Below are 19,030 nucleotides of genomic sequence, written 5' to 3'. Positions count from 1 at the left end.
ACTATTATAGTATGTACTCATGCACCAGACAGCAAGAAAAAAGTGTTCACGAATCGAGAAAATTTGACAAGGAAGTGACTGTTTTGCGTCCCATCATCGGTATCGCTTGCTCCAAAATGTATCTGCATAACAACACGCTCGACCAGTATTTTTACGTAGCGCAAGGATATGTCAAGGGCATCGCTCTTGCTGGCGGAACTCCGCTGCTTTTGCCACTCCTAGATGAACAGCCGTCTACCTATGCGGCAATGCTGGAAGCCCTCGACGGCTTGATCCTGACCGGCGGTGAAGACCCTGCTCCCCATCTGTTCGGCGAAGAGCCGCAACAACGTCTGGGTGAAGTAGATTACGAGCGCGATTTGGCCGAATTGGCTTTGATCAAACTGGCGATCGAGCAGAAAAAACCGATCCTCGGTATTTGCCGCGGGCTGCAGATTCTCAACGTCGCCTGCGGAGGGACCTTGATTCAGGATATTCCCAGCCAGGTTCCGGGAGCATTCCAGCATGCGCAGAAGGGATCACGTCAATACGGTGCGCACAAGGTACAGCTTCAGCCTGGCTTTTTGGCTGATGTGCTCGGACAAACAGAGCTGCTTGTCAACACCTCGCATCACCAGGCAGTCAAAGATGTGGCTCCGGGCTTCAAGGCGACTGCAGTGGCCGCAGACGGCGTGATCGAGGCGATCGAAAGTCTGGATGGTCTGCATGTCGGCGTACAATGGCATCCGGAGCGCATGTGGTTCCACGACGCCGGAATGATGCGTATCGCAGAAGCATTCGTTGGCATCGCCAAAAAACAAAAGGAAGCAGCGGCGAAACACGTATAATAAGCTGCCTGCAACAGGGAAACGAAGCTGCCTGCCTGCGAGGGTCAGGCAGTTTTTCTATAGGGGCATGCAAAACGATCCGATATACTACAGAGGAGGTGGTAGGCAAATGTTGAAGCCAGGCAGTCAGGCTCCTGCCTTTACGGCGGACAGTACAGCGGGAATAGTCGCCCTCGAGGCGTTTTTGGGCAAGAAAAACATCGTGCTGATCTTTTACCCGGGAGATGATACGCCGATTTGCACGAAGCAGTTGTGTGCGATCCGAGACAGCTACGCCGCGTTTGAAGACGAAAATACTGTCGTGTTCGGCATCAACCCGGCGGATCGGGACAAACACCAGGCGTTTGCGGGAAAGTTCGGGTACCGCTTTCCGTTGATCGTCGACGATGACGAGAGCATCCGAAAAATGTACGATGTCGGGAAAGTGCTCGGCTTTTTGTTCCAGCAGCGGATCGTCTATATCATCGGCGAAGACGGCAACATTTTCTACGCCAAAAAAGGCAATCCGCCCGTATCCGAGCTGTTGCAGGCGATACGCGCCCAAAAGACAGGCAAGTAGGCAGCAGCAGCTTGCGCATTGGCGGAAAAAAGGGGATAATCAAATGAGAATGTATGTTTGGTGGTTGTCCCGATGAGAAAAATCATGCACATGGATGTTGACGCATTTTTCGCCAGTGTCGAGCAGTTGGATCACCCGGAATTGCGGGGAAAGCCGGTCATCGTCGGCGGGATGGGAAATCGCGGTGTCGTCTCGACCTGCAGCTATGAAGCGCGCAAGTTCGGCGTTCGTTCCGCGATGCCCGCAGCACTCGCCCGAAAAAAATGCCCCCAAGGTATTTTCATGCCGGTCCGTTATTCCCGTTATGCCGAAAAGTCGGCCGAGATCATGGGAATTATTCGCGAGTATACGTCGCTGTATCAGAGCGTAGGACTGGATGAGGCGTACCTCGACCTGTCCTCCTACCCTGACGCCGTGCCGATCGCACGGGAGATCAAGCGCAGGGTTCGCCTGGAGACAGGGCTAACCTGCAGCGTCGGTCTCTCCTACAACATGTCGCTGGCAAAAATCGCGAGCGATCTGAAAAAGCCCGACGCCTTTGTGATCATCCGTCCGGGCCAGGCGTTGGAGGTGCTTCGTACACTGCCGATTGGCAGCATCCACGGCGTCGGAAAAAAATCGCAGGAGCTTCTCGCCCGAAAAGGCATTGTCACCGTCGAGGACTTCTGGCGGCTCAGTCTCGACGAAGTGGTACAGCTATTCGGCAAATGGGGGCGGGCGCTGTACGACCGCACCCGTGGAGAAGACCAGCGGGAGATTGAAATGAACCGCGCTCCCAAGTCGCTGAGCAGGGAGACGACGCTGCCGTACGATCTGTACGAGCGCGAGGCGGTTGCACCTGTGGCCCGTACGCTCTTGCAAGAGGTACTCGAGGACGTGCGCGAAGAAGGCGTCCATCCTCAAACGATGACATTGAAAATTCGCTACGCCGACTTTACCTTGCGCACCCGACAACGCAAGGCAGAGGCAGGGATCGGATGGCAGGAGCTGTTGGAAGAGTTGCTCGACGGCGTCGCCTACGAGGAAGGGGTGCGGCTGGTCGGCATCGGCTTTTCCAATTTCGCCGATCCCGCCCAGGAGCGCTACGAGCAGTTGACGATCTTTTCGTGGAAGCGACAGGATGAATAGGAGGAGTGTGCATGAGCGAGTCCAATCCGTTTCATTGCTGTGCCAGCTGTGTCCACTTTCGCGTGGAAAAAGGAAGCGGCCGTACCACCTATCGCTGCTCGCGTCTGACTTATGAAACGCGCCCGGATTACCGATTTGACTGCTGGACGCCGTCGGAGAACGTACAAAAACTGATGAACCGTCGTACAAGGGACACTTCAGAGCGCTAGCGAGCGGAGGCGTCCCTATTTCTTTTGCAAGAAAGCGGCTGAATATGGTATAGTAAGTGCCGAAATCACGGTAATTTCTTCATGCCGTCTGGAGGTGCTCCGTGTTTTTGGAAAAACTGATGCCGAGTCAGTTCGCGGAATCGATTCATCACATTGACATAGATCAATTGAAGAAAAACAAGATACGCGCAGTGATTACAGACCTGGACAATACACTTGTGGAATGGGACAGGCCGCTTGCGACCCCGGAAGTGATCGACTGGATCAAGCGCTTGCAGGATGCGGGAATGCAGGTGACGGTCGTCTCGAATAATAATCGTGAACGCGTGGAACGGTTTTGTGCGCCTTTGCAGATCAAGTTTATTAGCACTGCGCGAAAACCGGCCAACAAGGCGTTTTTGCAGGCAGTCCGGGAGATGGACGTCTCCGTCGCAGAGACTGTCGTGATAGGCGATCAATTGTTTACAGATGTGCTGGGAGGCAATCGGCTCGGATTTCATACGATCCTGGTCGTTCCTGTCGCTCAGACAGACGGATTTTTTACGCGATTTAACCGCATGATGGAGCGCGTCGCGTTATATTGGATGGAGCGAAGGGGATTGATTTCGTGGAAGAAAAAAGCATGATCGAACAAGATGTGGCCAACACCTGTGCCGGATGCGGGATTGCCATCCAGACAGAGGACCCCAAACGGCCCGGTTACGCTCCGGCTTCCGCCCTGGAGCGAAAGGTCGTCGTCTGCCAGCGCTGTTACCGGATCAAGCATTACAACGAGGTAGCTCCCGTCAGCATGGATGACGACGATTTTTTGCGCATTTTGCACGGGATCGGCGCGACCCAGTCTCTTGTCGTCATGGTCGTGGACATTTTCGACTTCCAGGGCTCCTGGCTGAAAGGGCTGCCGCGCTTTGTCGGCAACAACCCGATTCTGCTTGTCGGCAACAAGGTAGACCTGCTTCCGCGCAACATCAACCTGAACCGTGTGCGCAACTGGATGCAGCACGAGGCCAAAGAGCGAGGCCTGCGCCCGGAGGACGTGATTTTGATCAGCGCGCAGAAGGGCTTGCACATCGACGAGCTGCTGAATCGCATCGGACAGCTTCGCAAGGGCCGCGACGTCTACATCGTCGGCGTCACCAACGTCGGCAAATCGACGATGATCAACCGTATTTTGCACGATTACGGAGCAGCCGAGCTGGAGATTACGACCTCGCCTTTTCCGGGGACGACGCTGGACAAAATCGAAATCCCGCTGGAGGATGGAAAATCGATCTTCGACACGCCGGGAATCATCAACCGCGAGCAGATCGGCCACATGATCTCGCCCGCGGATTTGCGCAAAATAACACCAAAAAGCAGGATCAACTCCAAGGTGTACCAGCTTGATCCCGAACAGACACTCTATCTCGGAGGTCTGGCCCGCGTCGACTTTGTGCGCGGCCCGCGCCAGCCGCTGGTCGTCTACGTCGAGAATGACTTGTACATTCATCGCACCAAGCTGGAGAAGGCGGATGAAGTATTGGAAAAACACCACGGCTCGCTGCTCGTGCCGCCGACCGGAGAAGATGCTGCGAAGTCATTGCCGCCTTTTGTCAAGCATACCTTCAAAATCAAGGCGACGGGGATGACCACGGACGTGTTCATTTCCGGCCTGGGCTGGGTCAGCTTCCAGGGCAAGCAGGAAGCCCATGTGGTCGTGCATGCACCGAAGGGTGTCAGTGTAGGAATGAGAAAAGGGCTCATCTGATCGGGGAGCCTGTCAACAGATAAGCCGAGAGCTTTGCGAGAGAGAAGCCAGGAGAGCTAGGGGGTTGCAAAAACAACATGATTACGAGCAAAACGCAGATGGTTGGTTTGCTGGGTCATCCCGTTTCCCATTCGCAGTCGCCCGCGATGCAAAATCGCGCCTTTGCCGAAAAAGGCTTGCCGTATGCCTATGCAGCTTTTGACGTGGCGGAGGAGAATTTGCCCGATGCTGTTGCGGGTATTCGCGCGCTGGGTCTAAAAGGCGTCAATGTAACGATTCCGCACAAAGTGGCAATCATGCCGCTTTTGGACGAGATCGATCCGTTGGCGAAGCGGATCGGGGCAGTGAACACGGTCGTCAACGACAACGGCCGGCTGATCGGCTACAATACGGACGGCATGGGCTACGTGCGTTCGTTGGTGGAAGAGACAGGCATTGACCTGAAGCAGCAGGTCGTGACCATGCTGGGAGCGGGCGGTGCAGCGCGAGCCGTGGCATTTACACTGGCGGAGCACGGCGTCAAGCACATTCACATCATCAATCGCTCGCGGGAAAAAGCGGCCTTGCTTGCCGAACACGTCAGCGCGATTGCGCCGACACAAGCGATCGAACACGCCGAGGGCAGAGAGGCGATCGCCGCGTCCACACTTTTGATCAATACGACTTCGATCGGCATGTACCCGAACGTGGAAGACATGCCCGTTCCGGCAGAGTGGCTGCACAGCGCCATGGTTGTCAGCGACCTGATATACAACCCCCTGGAAACACGCCTGCTGCGCGAAGCGCGAAATCGGGGGGCGCGTGTCCACTCCGGTGTCGGCATGTTCGTCAACCAGGGAGCGTTGGCTTTTGAACTGTGGACCAAAGAGCCTGCCCCCAGCGACCTGATGCGTTCCGTCGTACTGGAGCAGCTTCGGAATAATGGATAGATCACCAAAGGAGGAAAGCCGATGCTAACCGGCAAGCAAAAACGCTTTTTGCGGGCAGAAGCACACCACCTCACCCCTATTTTTCAGGTGGGAAAAGGCGGTGTGAACGAAAACATGCTGACCCAGATCAAGGAGGCCCTGGAGGTGCGCGAGCTGATCAAGGTGCAAATCCTGCAAAACAATCTGGATGACAAGCATGACGTGGCAGAGGAATTGGCAGCAGGGACAGGAGCGGAACTGGTTCAGTTGATCGGTCACACCGTCGTACTGTACAAGGAATCCCGCGAAAACAAAACGATCAAGCTGCCATAAGAAGATGGAAGGATATACAAAACACGTCGGGATCATGGGCGGCACGTTTGACCCGATTCACTGCGGCCACCTGCTCGCGGCCGAGCAAGCAAGGGAACAGGCGAAGCTCGATGAGGTGTGGTTTTTGCCTACGCACATCCCGCCCCACAAAAGTCGCCATGGCTTGACGCCTGCCCATCACCGGCTTCGCATGGTTGAACTGGCCGTCGCCGATCATCCGGCCTTCCACGTGTGCGATGAGGAGCTGCGACGGGAGGGACCTTCCTATACGTACGATACGATGCGGCTGCTCACGCAAAAGTTTCCAACGCACCATTTTTCCTTTATCATTGGTGGTGACATGGTCAATACGCTGCCCGAATGGAATCACTACGAGGAACTGGTCCGCATGATCCGTTTTATCGGTCTGGCCAGGCCCGGATCGCGCATGAAGCGGGAGAATGAATCCGTCACCTACGTGGAAATGCCGGTTTGGGACATTTCATCCACGCTGATCCGCAATCGGGTGGGGGCAGGAAAAAGCATTCGTTATCTCGTTCCGGATGCGGTCGCGCGGTATATAAAGGAGAACGGACTGTATGGAAGTGTGGAATGACCGAAACGCACTGCTCGCCCAGGTGCGGGCACAGATGAATGAAAAACGGTACCAGCACACTTTGGGTGTCGCCGAAACAGCCCGCCTGCTGGCGCTGCAGTACGGCGCTGATCCAAAGAAAGCGGAGATGGCCGGATATTTGCACGACTACTGCAAGTGCTGGCCGATAGAAAAGATGCGCGAGGTGCTGCTCCGCCACGACCTGCCGCCAGAGCTTTTGGCAGGCGAAAAGGAACTGTGGCACGCGTTCGCCGGGGCCATCGTCATTCAGACGGAGCTGGGCGTGACAGATATTGAAATTTTGCAGGCGGTCCGCTACCATACCACGGGCAGAGTCGGCATGTCCCTGTTAGAAAAAGTGGTTTGTGTGGCAGACTATATAGAACCGAACCGCAACTATCCGGGGGTGGACACCATCCGGGAGTTGGCGAAAGAAGACCTCGATACCGCACTGGCTGTGGCATTGGGTGGAACCATTCAATTTTTGATCGAGAAAAAGCAATCCGTTTATCCACTTACATTGCTTGCGTATAACGATCTGGTTTCCCGCAAAGGGAGAGAAGGAGGGTTTAATGGTTAAAACGGTAGAAGATTTGGCGCGTCTGGTGGTAAAGGCGGCGGAGGACAAAAAGGCGGAGAACTTGCTGGTGCTGGACATTAAAAACCTGTCTGTCATCGCGGACTACTTTATGATTTGTCACGGCAACAACGAGCGTCAGGTTCAGGCCATCGTCAGGGAGATTCGCGATCAGGCCCACAAAAACGGCTACAACGTGCGCGGAATTGAAGGGGCTGATGAAGGACGCTGGGTGCTGGTTGACCTGGAAGACGTCGTCATTCACGTATTCCACCGCGAAGACCGCGAGTTTTACAACCTGGAGCGACTGTGGAAAGACGCCGAGGTCGTGTCCTTTTCGGAGCAAGGGTAATCCGCGATGGCGTATTCACACATGGCTGCGGTGTACGACCGGCTGATGGCCGATACGCCGTATGACAAATGGCTGGATTGGGTGGAGAATAACTTTCGCCAAGGGAACAGGCAGCCGCAGTCAGTGCTCGATCTTGGCTGTGGCACAGGAGCGGTGGCCATTCCCTTGGCCAAGCGCGGGTACCGCGTCACCGGGGTGGATTTGTCAGCAGACATGCTGGCGATCGCCTACGACAAGATGCGGGCGGCTCAAGTCCACGTCGCCTGGGCCGAGCAGGACATGCGGGAGCTGGAGGCGGCACCGGCAGATGCCGTCATCTCCCTGTGCGACTCGCTCAGCTACCTGACTGAGGAAGAGGACGTGCAGCAGACGTTTCGCCGCGTCTTCGACCATCTGCAGCCGGGTGGCGTATTTTTGTTTGACGTCCACAGCCCGTACAAAATACTGCATGTGTTTGGCGATGAGACCTTTACGTACCAGGACGATGAAGTTTCGTACATTTGGCAATGTTTCTGCGACCCGTTGCGCCTGGAAGTGGAACATCAGTTGACGTTTTTTCTGCGCCAGCCAAATGGCTTGTACGAGCGCGTTGAAGAAGAGCACTGGCAGCGTGCCTACCAGCCGATCCAGTTGCTGCGTTGGCTCGGCGAGGCCGGTTTTGTGGATATGACGGTCACGGCCGACTTTACCGATCTGCCGCCTGCGACCGACAGCGAGCGTCTATTTTTCCGCGCGTATCGGCCGGGAGATTGACACAATTGGTTTCTTTTGACTATAATCGAGTTACAACTGCAAAAATCGACGCGTTTAAAGAGGAATAGTAGGGATGATTCCGCGAAGCAAGAGAGTTGACGGCAGGTGCAAGTCAACCCGGAAATATTCCGAACTCGCCTCTCAGCACGTTCCCCGAAGACCTGAGAAAAGTCGCAGGAATCATTGTGTAAGGGATCGCGATTCATCCTCGTTACGGGATGCTAATAAGCGGGTGAAGCAATCATGTTCACCAATCTGGGTGGTACCGCGGGAGTAGTCGAACACAGCCTCTCGTCCCTTTTCGAAAGTGATAGGGGACGTGGGGCTTTTTTGTATAGACTTGGCTACCGTTCAAGTCGTTTCTAACCAATGTAGAATGGGAGTGCGTTACCATGGTTTTCAGTCATCGCAATATCGAGAAAAAATGGCAGCAATACTGGGAGCAGAACAAGACCTTCAAAACATCCGAAGACAAGAACAAAAAGAAGTTTTACGCTCTCGACATGTTTCCGTACCCATCGGGTGCCGGACTGCACGTTGGACATCCGGAAGGGTATACGGCTACCGATATCTTGTCGCGCATGAAGCGGATGCAGGGCTACAATGTACTCCATCCGATGGGGTGGGACGCCTTTGGATTGCCAGCCGAGCAGTACGCACTGGATACGGGAAATGACCCTGCCGAGTTTACCGAGCAAAATATCAACAACTTCCGCCGCCAGATCAAATCGCTGGGCTTCTCCTACGATTGGGACCGGGAGATCAATACGACCGACCCTGCCTACTACAAGTGGACGCAGTGGATTTTTACCAAGCTGTACGAGCAGGGCTTGGCCTATGTCGATGAGGTAGCCGTTAACTGGTGCCCTGCGCTGGGTACTGTCCTGGCCAATGAAGAAGTAATCGACGGAAAAAGCGAACGCGGCGGCCATCCGGTAGAGCGCCGTCCGATGAGACAGTGGGTATTGCGCATTACGGCGTACGCCGAGCGTCTGCTGGCTGACCTCGAAGAGCTCGACTGGCCGGAGAGCATCAAGGAAATGCAGCGCAACTGGATCGGCCGCTCGGAAGGAGCAGAGGTCGTCTTCGGCATCGATGGCCACGACGGTAGCTTTACTGTCTTCACCACCCGTCCGGATACGCTCTACGGCGCTACATACGCCGTTCTCGCACCGGAGCACAAGCTGGTCGAACAAATTACCACACCTGAGCAAAAAGCAGCAGTGGAGCAGTATCTGGAGCAGACCAAGCACAAAAGCGACCTCGAGCGCACCGATCTGGCGAAGGAGAAGACGGGCGTCTTTACCGGAGCGTATGCGATCAATCCGGTGAACGGCGAGCGTATTCCGATCTGGATCGCCGACTACGTGCTGATCAGCTACGGTACCGGCTCGATCATGGCGGTTCCGGCTCACGACGAGCGCGACTACGAGTTTGCGAAAATTTACGATCTGCCGATCAAGGCTGTCATCGAGGGCGGCGACATTTCCAAGGAAGCCTACACCGGAGATGGCAAACACATCAACTCTGGCTTCCTCGACGGCTTGAACAAGGAGCAGGCGATCGCCAAGATGATCGAGTGGCTGGAGGAAAACGGCAAGGGCAGCCGCAAAGTGACCTACCGCCTGCGCGATTGGCTGTTCAGCCGCCAGCGCTACTGGGGTGAGCCGATTCCGATTCTGCACCTGGAAGACGGCACGATGAAGGTAGTGCCGGAGTCGGAGCTTCCGATCATTTTGCCAAAAACAAAAGAAATCAAGCCATCCGGTACGGGTGAGTCGCCATTGGCGAACATCAACGACTGGGTCAACACCGTAGATCCTGAGACGGGCATGAAGGCGCGCCGCGAGACGAATACGATGCCGCAGTGGGCGGGAAGCTGCTGGTATTTCCTGCGCTTTATCGATCCGCACAACGACAAGGCGCTTGCCGATCCGGAAAAGCTCAAGGAATGGCTGCCGGTCGACATCTATATCGGCGGTGCCGAGCATGCCGTATTGCACTTGCTCTACGCGCGTTTCTGGCACAAATTCCTGTACGACATCGGCGTGGTGCCGACGAAGGAGCCGTTCCAGAAGCTGTTCAACCAGGGCATGATTTTGGGCGAAAACAACGAGAAAATGAGCAAGTCCAAAGGCAATGTGGTGAACCCGGACGACATCGTGCAAAGCCACGGGGCGGATACACTGCGCCTGTACGAAATGTTCATGGGGCCATTGGACGCCTCGATCGCCTGGTCGACGAAAGGCCTGGATGGCGCCCGTCGCTTCCTCGACCGCGTCTATCGCCTGTACGTGACCGAAAGCGGCGAGCTCAACCCGAAAATCGTCGATACCGACAAGCCGACATCGCTGGAGCGCGTCTACCATCAGACCGTGAAAAAGGTGACGGAAGACTACGAGGGACTGCGTTTTAACACGGGCATTTCCCAGTTGATGGTCTTCATCAACGAAGCCTATAAAGCCGATATTCTGCCGAAAAAATACATGGAAGACTTCGTGAAAATGCTCTCTCCCATTACGCCGCATATCGGGGAAGAACTGTGGGAGAAGCTCGGACACAAGGAGTCCATCGCCTACGAACCATGGCCGACCTACGACGAGTCCAAGCTCGTGGACGACGAAGTGGAGATCGTCCTGCAAATCAACGGCAAAAACAAGGAAAAGCTGATGGTCGCAGCCGATGCTGGCAAGGAGCAAATGGAGCAGTTGGCGCTTGCCAATGACACCATTCAGGAGCTGATCGCAGGCAAGAGCATTGTGAAAGTGATCGCTGTGCCAGGCAAGCTGGTCAACATCGTCGTACGATAACGAGCAAATCGAAAAAGGAAAAAGGAGCGCATCTGGCTGTCCAGGTGAATCGCTCCTTTTTTCCTTTTGGCAGCTTGCTACTCTGCGGGGACCTGGGACAGTTGGGCTGCTGTCAGCTCCTGATCCTCGGCAAATTTGGCTTGAGTGCGGGCGAATACCTGGGCGAACATGCCAGGGAGTCGCTCCTGCATGACCTTTAATCCTTCGCCTGTAACCCCGCCTGGCACGCAGACGCGCGCTTGCAATGCAGGGAGAGTGAACAGCTCCTGCTGCAAAAGCTGCCCCACTCCAATGACCATCTGTGTCACCAGATACGTAGCCGCTTCACGGGAGATGCCTGTCTCCGAGACTGCATCCTCGATCATCTGCTGCAGCGTGTAGCTGAGAAAAGCTGGACCACAGCTAATCAGGTCGGCACTGATTCGCAAAAAGGGCGGTACGATCTCGACGGGCTGGCTGATGGAAGAAAACAGGGAAAAAATGAACTGGCGATGCGACTCCTCGATGCGCGAACCAAATTCACACAGGCTGACACCGCTTTTTGCCGCGTTGGTGATGCTGGGAATAACCCTCGCTACCCGCGCCGGCACACGTTCTTCCAGTTGGTCAAGCGTGATCGGGCTGGTGATGGTAATCAACAGATGCTCACTCGTCAGAGCCGGGGCGATCTGTTCCAATACGTGGCTGTATTCCAACGGTTTGACACATAGCAAGAGCACCTGTGAAGCGCGCACTAACTGGAGGTTGTTTTCTGCCAGATGCAAACCGGGATGGCGCTTGACCAGATTTTCCGCCTTTTCGGGGGTGCGGTTGCAGATCGTGACTTGGCCGGGAGAGAGCGCATTGGTTTTCAACCATGCTTCGACCAACATGCTGCCCATGCTGCCAGTCCCGATGACTCCGATCCTGTCCATCTTCGCTTCTTTACCTCCCTCCAACATTCTCCTTCCACTGTATGAGAGAAGAGAAGGGTTCATGCCGAAAAAACTCGGCTACTGCACACGGACCTGATCGTGAATCCGTTCGTACATCTTGTCGCCAATTCCGGAAATTTGCTTCAGCTCTTCCGGTGAGCGAAAGCGCTGCTTTTGTTCCCGATACTCAATAATCGCCTGCGCTTTTGCCTCTCCGATGCCGGGCAGCTTCATCAGCTCTTCTTTTGTCGCCGTATTGATATTGATGGTCTCGTCGGCCTGTCCGCCGAGCAAGCCGGTCTGGAGCGCAGGCTGGACTGCCAGCGGAGGATGATTCGGTGTGTCGCTGTCAGCCGGATCACGCTTGGCCGGAATCACGACCGCACTGCCGTCCTGGAGCGGTTGGGCCAGGTTGATTTGCTCGAGATCGGCTGTCGGCAACGGACCGCCAGCCCGCTCGATCGCATCGGCTACACGGCTGCTGCGATCGAAGGTATAGACTCCCGGTGCGACAACGCTGCCTTTGACATCGACATAGATGGGGGCATGGGGAGGATCTGGTTGACTGTCGGCCTTCTGTTCCCGGGCTGCGCTCTGCTCCGAAGCGGAAGGAGCGGGACTGGCAGCAGGCTTTTCTTCCGGCTGGACAGGAACGACAGGTGACAGGGGGGCAGACAAAGCGTCCTGTTGTCCTGTCTGGTCTGCCATGTACCACCAGATGCTGCTGCACAGAAACAGGCTGGCTGCGACCAGCAAGATCAAGCGTCGATACCGTTCCCACCATTCGAACAACATAAAAAACCCTCCTTTCCTTTCCGCATGCGAACAGGTAGAGAAACGAGTCTCTCTACTGTCGATGCTACGAAAAGACAAGGAGGGGGTGCAAATAAATGGATCGTTTTCCCGCTTAGACGATGTGCTGCTGCAAGGATGTCTTGGTGCGTCGCAGCTCCACGTTGGGGCTGACGTACGGGTCGAACGAATATTTTTGCTCGATGAAAATCTGGTGCCACAGCATGAAGACGAGAATCGTCCAGATTTTGCGGCTGTAGTCGGCATTGCCCTCGCGATGTTCATCCAGCATATAGAGCACGTAGGCTTTGTTGATCAGATTGTCTACCTTGGATTCGAAAATGATCTCTTTAGCCCACTGGTAGAATTCCTGTTTCAGCCAGGTGCGCGTCGGAACCGGGAAGCCCAGTTTCTTTTTCGACTTGATTTCCGCAGGCAAAAAGTCCTTCATGGCCTCGCGCAGGACGTGCTTGGTCGTGCCGTTGGCGATCTTGTATTTGGTCGGAATTGTAGCCGCGAACTCGAATACTTTGACGTCGATAAACGGAACGCGCAGCTCAAGCGAGTTGGCCATCGTCATCTTGTCTGCTTTCATCAAGATGTTCCCGCGCAGCCAGGTGTGGATGTCCAGGTACTGCATCTTCGTCACATCGTCATACTGGGCAGCCCGTTTGTAGATCTCCTCGGTGATGCGGAAAGGAGGAGCGTAGGTGCTGGAGTTGGCGATGTCTTCCATGACGACGCGCTCTTTCATCTCTTCGTTGAAAATCAGCGCATTGCCGAAAAAGCGTTCCTCTACCGTCTTCGAACCGCGCAGAAGGAAATTTTTCCCTTTTACCTGGTCAGGCAAATGGTTGGCCAGATAGCCGATCGATTGACGCATCCAGGATGGCATTCCCGAGAACATTTTCAACGACTGCGGTTCACGGTAGATGTTGTACCCGCCGAAAAACTCGTCAGCACCTTCGCCGGACAATACGACCGTCACGTGCTCGCTGGCCAGCTTTGCCACGAAATAGAGCAAAATGGCTGAAGGGTCAGCAACCGGTTCGTCCTGGTGCCAGATCAGGCGGGGCAGCTCTTCCATGTACTGTTTGGCATTGACCACCAGCTCGTGATGCTCGGTGCCGAGAAAAGACGCAGTGCGACGCGCGAAGTCCAGCTCGCTGTAGCCGGGGATGTCAGAGCCGACGGAGAACGTCTTCACCGGTTCGAATGTGCGCAGCATGGCGACGATACTGCTGGAGTCGACGCCACTGGAGAGAAAAGCTCCGCGCGGAACCTCGCTGATGCGATGCTTGTCGATCGAATCCATCAAAATCTCCCGTGTGCCCTCGACAAAATGGGAAAACGGCTTGCTCTCGTCCGGCTTGAATTCCACATCCCAGTAGCGCTCAAGCCTCAATTGATCGTTTTCCACGACAAAGAAGTGGGCTGGCGGGATGCGGTAAATTCCCTGGTACATCGTCTCCGGGTCCGGGACGTACTGAAAGGTAAGGTAATGGTAAAAGGCATTCGGGTTTACTTCCCGCTTGAGCCCCGGAAGCTCCAGAAGGCTCTTGATTTCACTGGCGATCGCGATGGAATCGGCGGTCTCCACGTAGTACAGCGGTTTGATCCCGAAGTGGTCGCGAGCGCCAAACAGCCGTTTTTTCCGGCCATCCCAGATGGTGAAGCCAAACATTCCGCGCAGGTGGCGGGGGGCCTCGGTACCTACTTCCTCGTACAGGTGGAGGATCGTTTCGATGTCAGAATCCGTGTGAAAGACGTGTCCACGCTCCTTCAACCATGTCTGCAGTTCCTTGTAATTGTAGACCTCGCCGTTACCGATGATCCACATGTCCTTCGTTTCATTAAACAGTGGCTGATGGCCACCCTCCACGTCGATGATGCTCAAACGACGAAAGCCCAGGGCGACGTTTTGCTCCAGAAAGAAGCCATCGTCGTCTGGACCGCGGTGCAAGATCACACCAGTCATTGCGCTGATCGTTTCCTGTTGTGCAGGTGCTTGCCGTTTGTTGTAGAGCGATACAATTCCACACATATGAAATGACTCTTCCTCTCACTGATTGCTCTTGCTAACTCTACCATGGATCGGAGGCCAGCGCAATCTTGCGAATGTCCGTAAAATCAAGGTTTTGGCCCGGCAAAAGCCCCTTTTTTAGCTATTTTTGTCTCGTGCCTGCGGGATATACTCGGGAGCGCCAAAGAACCTTTCGACAAAGGAGGGAATGGCGTGACACTTTTGCGGACAAGTATCGCCGTGATCGCAGGCATTGTACTGGCTGCTTACCTCCACCCGGCGTGGATGTTGGCGGCGGCTGGCGGCGGATGCGCGCTGTTTTTGCTAGCACCCCAATCGAAGCGCCGCGCTCTTTTCGCGTATACATGTGCGATGATCCTGGCTGGTCTTTACTGTTGCGTATATCAACAGCTCCATCACTCGCTACTCGAGCCGCATGCGGTGCAGGGAAAAACGGTCGTCATGCGCGGCACGATCGATTCCCCTGTAAGACGTGATGGGGATGTGGCCCGTTTCTTTTTTGCCGTTCACGTTTTTTCGCACCCAGGCGGACAGTGGGAGTCGGCGGGAGGAGAAAGGATCGCCCTGCGCGTCAGCCTCGGCTCGGAAGAACAGGCGAAGCAGGTGGACAGGTGGGTTCAGGGGATGGATCTGGAAGCTGCTGTACAGCTCTCCTTGCCGGCTGTGGCCCGCAACCCGAACGCCTTTGACTACGAGCGCTATCTGCACTGGCTGGGCGTGCAGGTGACGGGCGAGACGTCCTTCGCCGATATTCGCATCGTTCGTCATGCTACAGGAATCTGGGGCTGGTTCCAGCAGTGGCAGGGCAATGCTGCTGCCCGAATCGACAGCCTGTTTGCCGATCAGGAAGCAGCCGGCTACATGAAATCGCTGCTGCTCGGATTGCAGCATGAAGCCTCTCCCGATCTGTCCGACATGTACGCCAAGCTCGGGCTCAGCCATATTTTGGCGATTTCCGGATTGCACGTCACACTCGTCAGCAGCATGTTTTTGTGGCTGTTGGAACGCAGCGGCATCAATCGAAAGTGGGCGTTGCTTGTGACGGTTCTGCTGCTGATCGGCTACGTCCTGCTCGTCGGGGCGAGCGCTTCGGCTGTTCGATCCGGGCTGATGGGGGGCGTCGGGCTCGTCTGCCAGGCGTTCAGGCGGCATCTGGACGGCAGAGAGGTGTGGGCAGGAGCTTTGCTGGCGATGCTCGCGGTGAATCCGTTCTTTCTGTGGCAGATCGGCTTTCAGCTTTCGTTTGCGGTCACCCTGGGCCTGATTGTCTTCGTACCGTACTGCTTGCAGGTCGGACAGCGCCTTCCCGCATGGTTGCGGGCTTCGATCGCCGTTACGTTCGTCGCACAGGTCGTCTCCTTTCCTTTTCTCGTGTATCATTTTCATCTGTTCTCGCCGCTCTCCTGGCTGGTGAATCTGGTCGCCACGCCGCTCTTGTCGGCTATTGTACTGCCGATGGGGTACACGGGATTGCTGCTCGGTCTGATCCATCCCGCTCTGTCGACCTGGCCCGTACTGATCGCCACACAGCTTTTGCACTGGCTGCACAAACCCTTGTTTGCCTTGCAGGAGATGAATGTTCCCTTTACCCATTGGCCCCATCCCGACTGGTGGTGGCTGATCCTCTACGCCTTGTTTCTCTCTTTCCTGCCATGGCTGTGGGAGCGAGGCTACCATCGAAAAAGGGATATGTTGGGATATGCGTTATTGTTTTTCGTGTTGCTCGTACTGGCGCGACAACCGTTCTCCGGAGATGGCGTGGTGCGCATCACCTTCCTCGACGTCGGACAGGGGGATTCCATCGTTGTCGAAGTTGGTACAAAAAAGGTATACTTAATGGATGCGGGTGGTAATCCTGCTTGGCCATCCCGCGAAGCCTGGAGAGAAAAGCGTGACCCGTTTGACCCAGGCAAGAACATCGTCCTGCCCTTTTTGCGATCACGCGGCATCGACCATATCGATACAGTAGTAATGACGCATGGGGATCTGGACCACATTGGTGGAATGAAGGCACTGCTGCCCCATTTTTCATTCGGGCAGGTATTCGTTAACGGCAGGCTTGCCCAGGCAGCGGAACGGGAGATTGTACAGCGGTTTTGGCAGCGAAGCATCCCTGTATTGACAGGAAAATCAGGTGACCGCTGGACTGATCTGCCAGGGGTAGAGTGGGAGTGGCTGTATCCGGACGGACAGAGATCAGAAGGCTCGGAAAACGACGCGTCAGTCGTTTTGAAGCTGACTGCATATGGGACCACTGTCCTGTTTACGGGTGATATTGAAAAGGACGGTGAGGAGCAACTCCTCATGCGCGGCTTGTCAAATGCCGATATTGTAAAAGTAGCCCATCACGGGAGCAAGACCTCATCCACTGATTCGTTTCTCGCTGCGACACAGCCGGCATTTGCCGTCATTTCGGCCGGCCAAAACAACAGATATGGGCATCCCGCACCGGATGTAATCGAACGGTTGGAACAGTTCGGAAGCAGTATTTATCGCACCGATCGGGACGGAGCGATCACACTTGTCATTTCGAGTGAAGGATATACTTGGACAACTGAGCTTTCGGATACATAAAGGTTGCAACCTTTTCGAACAGCGATCCGTCTGTAGGAGGGAGAGGAAGAAATGCAAGAAGCAGAGCTGATCAGGAAAGCGCAATCCGGGGACCATGATGCGCTGGTTCAACTGCTTCGTTCTATTGAGACCTCCGTCTACCGCAGTGCTTACTATATCCTGGGCAACGAGCAGGATGCGCTTGACGCGGCCCAGGAAGTGTTGATTCGCATATACCGCAAACTCGATACCTATCAGGAAAAGGCAAAATTCTCCACGTGGGTTCAACGCATTGTAAGCAATGTATGCATGGATAAATTTCGCGCAAAGAAGGAGACGGTCTCCATAGACGAGCACGAGATCATTGTTCCTGATCGAAACAACGTAGAAGAGGAAATCCTTCTTACCGGGTTGTCCCACGACATTCAGGAAGCGATTGAAAAACTGCCCAAGCAGTACCGATTAGTCGTTGTGCTTCGCTATTTGGAGGATTTCTCTTACCAAGAGATAGCGGAATCCTTGGATTTGCCGCTAAACACAGTCAAATCATATTTGTACAGGGCAAGGCAGCAGCTTCAAGAGCTATTGTATGACTACCAGAAAGGGGGGATCGGTTAATGACGGACGACGAACTTTGGGAATTGATGCAGCGCAATCTGGACAATGATCTGTCGCCTGAGGAACAACAGGTGCTGTTCACTGTCTTGGACAAGGAGCCGCTGCTCAAACAAAAATACGACCGCTTGCAACAAGTTTCGCAACGACTGGCAGAACTTCCTGCCGTCACCCCTCCGTTCAGCATCGTTGACTCGATCCTGCCAAAGCTCGAATCGGCGGCAGCTAACCCTGCCGCTCTGGCTGCTGAAAGCCAGGAAGATGCGCCAACTGAAGTGAAGCGACTTTTGGCCCAGACTTCCAAAGGAGCTAGACGCAAGCCGGCTTATGCCTGGCTTGCGCGAATGGGAAGCGTCGCTGTCGCTGCGTGTCTGCTGGTCGGTGTTCTGGTGCTGAGCGATAACGCAAACAAACAGCTCGAGGATGATGTTTCGCACAATGGCGCCACAGTTCCTCCGCTTGAGTCGGAGGAGCCGCCAGCGATCTACGGTCCGCCTGTTCCTCCTCCAAGCACTGATACTACTCCTACGTCTATTTCTGTGGAGGAACCAACCGTGGAGAATCGCGCCAGACAAAACCTTCCAAGAAAAGAGCCAGTGCAAGATCAGCCACCGGTCCAGACGACGACGGCAGCGGTTTCGGAGGAAGAGCCAGAACAGGGAGTGAACGAACCGTTGCCTCCGGTAATTCCGAAGGCTCCGGTCGTTCCTCCTCAGCAAAAAACACCCGCATTTCCGATCGGGCTGGAGGAGAAGTCGGATGACTACGTCTACGACCAGTCCTCCGGCACCGCGGGTGACGAAGATGATGACGACGATGACAAAGAGTCAAAAGAAGAAAAGAAAGAGCGGAAAGAGCAGGAAAAGCAGGAGAAAGAAGAACGCAAACAGTCCGAACGTGAAGACGACTAGTTCGAAAAGGCAGAAGGTGAGAGGTGTCTCTTTTGTAAATGGACCTGCACCAAACGCTTCTTTTTTCGTATGATACAGTATCAAGCACCCCCTGCTTATCGTTCGGGGAGGATGAAACCCGGGCCTCTTCCCCCAACGTTTACATAGAGGTGCAAAACTGGATACTGCTCTGTTTGAACAATGACCCGCAAGAAGGACACAATCCAAGTGTTCCTCTTGCGGGTCATTGTCTGTTCAAGGCCAGCATGGCTGTGATTGATCAAATATTTCAATGAGTGGATAGAATCATTTTTCCTGCAGAGCGGTCGCGACCTGGTATAAAATACTGATTACGAGCATTAATCCGATTAATCCTATTGGTATAAAAGAAAATACATGTTTTCTCACCCAATCGTGTCACGCA

Annotated in this window: 19 protein-coding genes and 1 other annotated feature; of the genes, 16 read left to right on the top strand and 3 right to left on the bottom strand. The window is 54.8% G+C overall.

Annotated elements, in window-relative coordinates; translation table 11 throughout:
* Positions 1-83: 83 nt before the first annotated feature.
* The 13 genes from ACAF76_RS14065 to leuS all read left to right on the top strand — a co-directional run bounded on the left by ACAF76_RS14065 (position 84) and on the right by leuS (position 10,798).
* A complete protein-coding gene (locus tag ACAF76_RS14065; RefSeq protein ID WP_400164138.1) occupies positions 84-827 on the top strand; it encodes a gamma-glutamyl-gamma-aminobutyrate hydrolase family protein in 744 nt (247 codons plus the stop codon).
* A gap of 109 nt (positions 828-936) precedes the next feature.
* On the top strand, positions 937-1,386 hold the full coding sequence (locus ACAF76_RS14060; RefSeq protein WP_400164137.1) for a peroxiredoxin: 450 nt from the start codon (positions 937-939) through the stop codon (positions 1,384-1,386).
* A 72-nt stretch (positions 1,387-1,458) separates the two neighbouring features.
* The gene (locus tag ACAF76_RS14055) at positions 1,459-2,514 is read left to right on the top strand and encodes a DNA polymerase IV (RefSeq protein WP_400164136.1); all 1,056 of its coding nucleotides are present in this window, start codon (positions 1,459-1,461) and stop codon (positions 2,512-2,514) included.
* 11 nt (positions 2,515-2,525) lie between these two features.
* Positions 2,526-2,723 carry a hypothetical protein gene (locus tag ACAF76_RS14050; RefSeq protein WP_400164135.1) on the top strand — a complete coding sequence of 66 codons (198 nt, stop codon included), beginning with the start codon at positions 2,526-2,528 and terminating at the stop codon, positions 2,721-2,723.
* 101 nt (positions 2,724-2,824) lie between these two features.
* Positions 2,825-3,349, top strand: coding sequence for a YqeG family HAD IIIA-type phosphatase (locus tag ACAF76_RS14045; protein WP_400164134.1), 525 nt, complete (start codon positions 2,825-2,827; stop codon positions 3,347-3,349).
* Positions 3,346-4,470, top strand: coding sequence for a ribosome biogenesis GTPase YqeH (gene yqeH, locus ACAF76_RS14040; protein ID WP_400164187.1), 1,125 nt, complete (start codon positions 3,346-3,348; stop codon positions 4,468-4,470). Before ACAF76_RS14045 ends, yqeH begins: the two co-directional genes overlap by 4 nt.
* A gap of 77 nt (positions 4,471-4,547) precedes the next feature.
* Positions 4,548-5,399, top strand: coding sequence for a shikimate dehydrogenase (locus ACAF76_RS14035; protein WP_400164133.1), 852 nt, complete (start codon positions 4,548-4,550; stop codon positions 5,397-5,399).
* 21 nt (positions 5,400-5,420) lie between these two features.
* Complete coding sequence (gene yhbY, locus ACAF76_RS14030) at positions 5,421-5,711, top strand: ribosome assembly RNA-binding protein YhbY (protein ID WP_400164132.1); 291 nt, start codon at positions 5,421-5,423, stop codon at positions 5,709-5,711.
* 4 nt (positions 5,712-5,715) lie between these two features.
* Positions 5,716-6,306: a nicotinate-nucleotide adenylyltransferase gene (locus tag ACAF76_RS14025; protein ID WP_400164131.1), complete on the top strand. Its 591-nt coding sequence runs from the start codon at positions 5,716-5,718 to the stop codon at positions 6,304-6,306.
* A complete protein-coding gene (gene yqeK / locus ACAF76_RS14020; protein WP_400164130.1) occupies positions 6,290-6,886 on the top strand; it encodes a bis(5'-nucleosyl)-tetraphosphatase (symmetrical) YqeK in 597 nt (198 codons plus the stop codon). Before ACAF76_RS14025 ends, yqeK begins: the two co-directional genes overlap by 17 nt.
* Positions 6,879-7,235: a ribosome silencing factor gene (gene rsfS, locus ACAF76_RS14015; protein WP_400164129.1), complete on the top strand. Its 357-nt coding sequence runs from the start codon at positions 6,879-6,881 to the stop codon at positions 7,233-7,235. Before yqeK ends, rsfS begins: the two co-directional genes overlap by 8 nt.
* Positions 7,236-7,241: 6 nt before the next feature.
* Positions 7,242-7,988 carry a class I SAM-dependent DNA methyltransferase gene (locus ACAF76_RS14010; protein WP_400164128.1) on the top strand — a complete coding sequence of 249 codons (747 nt, stop codon included), beginning with the start codon at positions 7,242-7,244 and terminating at the stop codon, positions 7,986-7,988.
* Between the two features lie 44 nt (positions 7,989-8,032).
* Positions 8,033-8,290, top strand: a binding site (T-box leader).
* A 90-nt stretch (positions 8,291-8,380) separates the two neighbouring features.
* Positions 8,381-10,798, top strand: coding sequence for a leucine--tRNA ligase (leuS, locus tag ACAF76_RS14005; RefSeq protein WP_400164127.1), 2,418 nt, complete (start codon positions 8,381-8,383; stop codon positions 10,796-10,798).
* A 77-nt stretch (positions 10,799-10,875) separates the two neighbouring features.
* Here the strand turns inward: leuS and comER are convergent, their stop codons facing one another.
* The 3 genes from comER to asnB all read right to left on the bottom strand — a co-directional run bounded on the left by comER (position 10,876) and on the right by asnB (position 14,548).
* The gene (gene comER, locus ACAF76_RS14000; RefSeq protein ID WP_400164126.1) at positions 10,876-11,712 is read right to left on the bottom strand and encodes a late competence protein ComER; all 837 of its coding nucleotides are present in this window, start codon (positions 11,710-11,712) and stop codon (positions 10,876-10,878) included.
* 78 nt (positions 11,713-11,790) lie between these two features.
* Positions 11,791-12,507, bottom strand: coding sequence for a helix-hairpin-helix domain-containing protein (locus ACAF76_RS13995; RefSeq protein ID WP_400164125.1), 717 nt, complete (start codon positions 12,505-12,507; stop codon positions 11,791-11,793).
* 112 nt (positions 12,508-12,619) lie between these two features.
* On the bottom strand, positions 12,620-14,548 hold the full coding sequence (asnB, locus tag ACAF76_RS13990) for an asparagine synthase (glutamine-hydrolyzing) (protein ID WP_400164124.1): 1,929 nt from the start codon (positions 14,546-14,548) through the stop codon (positions 12,620-12,622).
* Positions 14,549-14,740: 192 nt separating this feature from the next.
* Between asnB and ACAF76_RS13985 the strand changes: the two genes are divergently transcribed.
* The 3 genes from ACAF76_RS13985 to ACAF76_RS13975 are packed head-to-tail and all read left to right on the top strand — an operon-like array spanning position 14,741 to position 18,627.
* On the top strand, positions 14,741-17,122 hold the full coding sequence (locus tag ACAF76_RS13985) for a DNA internalization-related competence protein ComEC/Rec2 (protein ID WP_400164123.1): 2,382 nt from the start codon (positions 14,741-14,743) through the stop codon (positions 17,120-17,122).
* Positions 17,123-17,173: 51 nt separating this feature from the next.
* Positions 17,174-17,719: an RNA polymerase sigma factor gene (locus ACAF76_RS13980; RefSeq protein ID WP_400164122.1), complete on the top strand. Its 546-nt coding sequence runs from the start codon at positions 17,174-17,176 to the stop codon at positions 17,717-17,719.
* Complete coding sequence (locus ACAF76_RS13975) at positions 17,719-18,627, top strand: hypothetical protein (protein WP_400164121.1); 909 nt, start codon at positions 17,719-17,721, stop codon at positions 18,625-18,627. The genes ACAF76_RS13980 and ACAF76_RS13975 overlap by 1 nt, the downstream gene beginning before the upstream one ends.
* The last annotated feature ends 403 nt before the right edge of the window (positions 18,628-19,030 follow it).

This window comes from Brevibacillus sp. TJ4 (assembly GCF_044627595.2).
Taxonomy (GTDB): domain Bacteria; phylum Bacillota; class Bacilli; order Brevibacillales; family Brevibacillaceae; genus Brevibacillus.
This window is presented reverse-complemented; position numbering and strand designations above follow the sequence as displayed.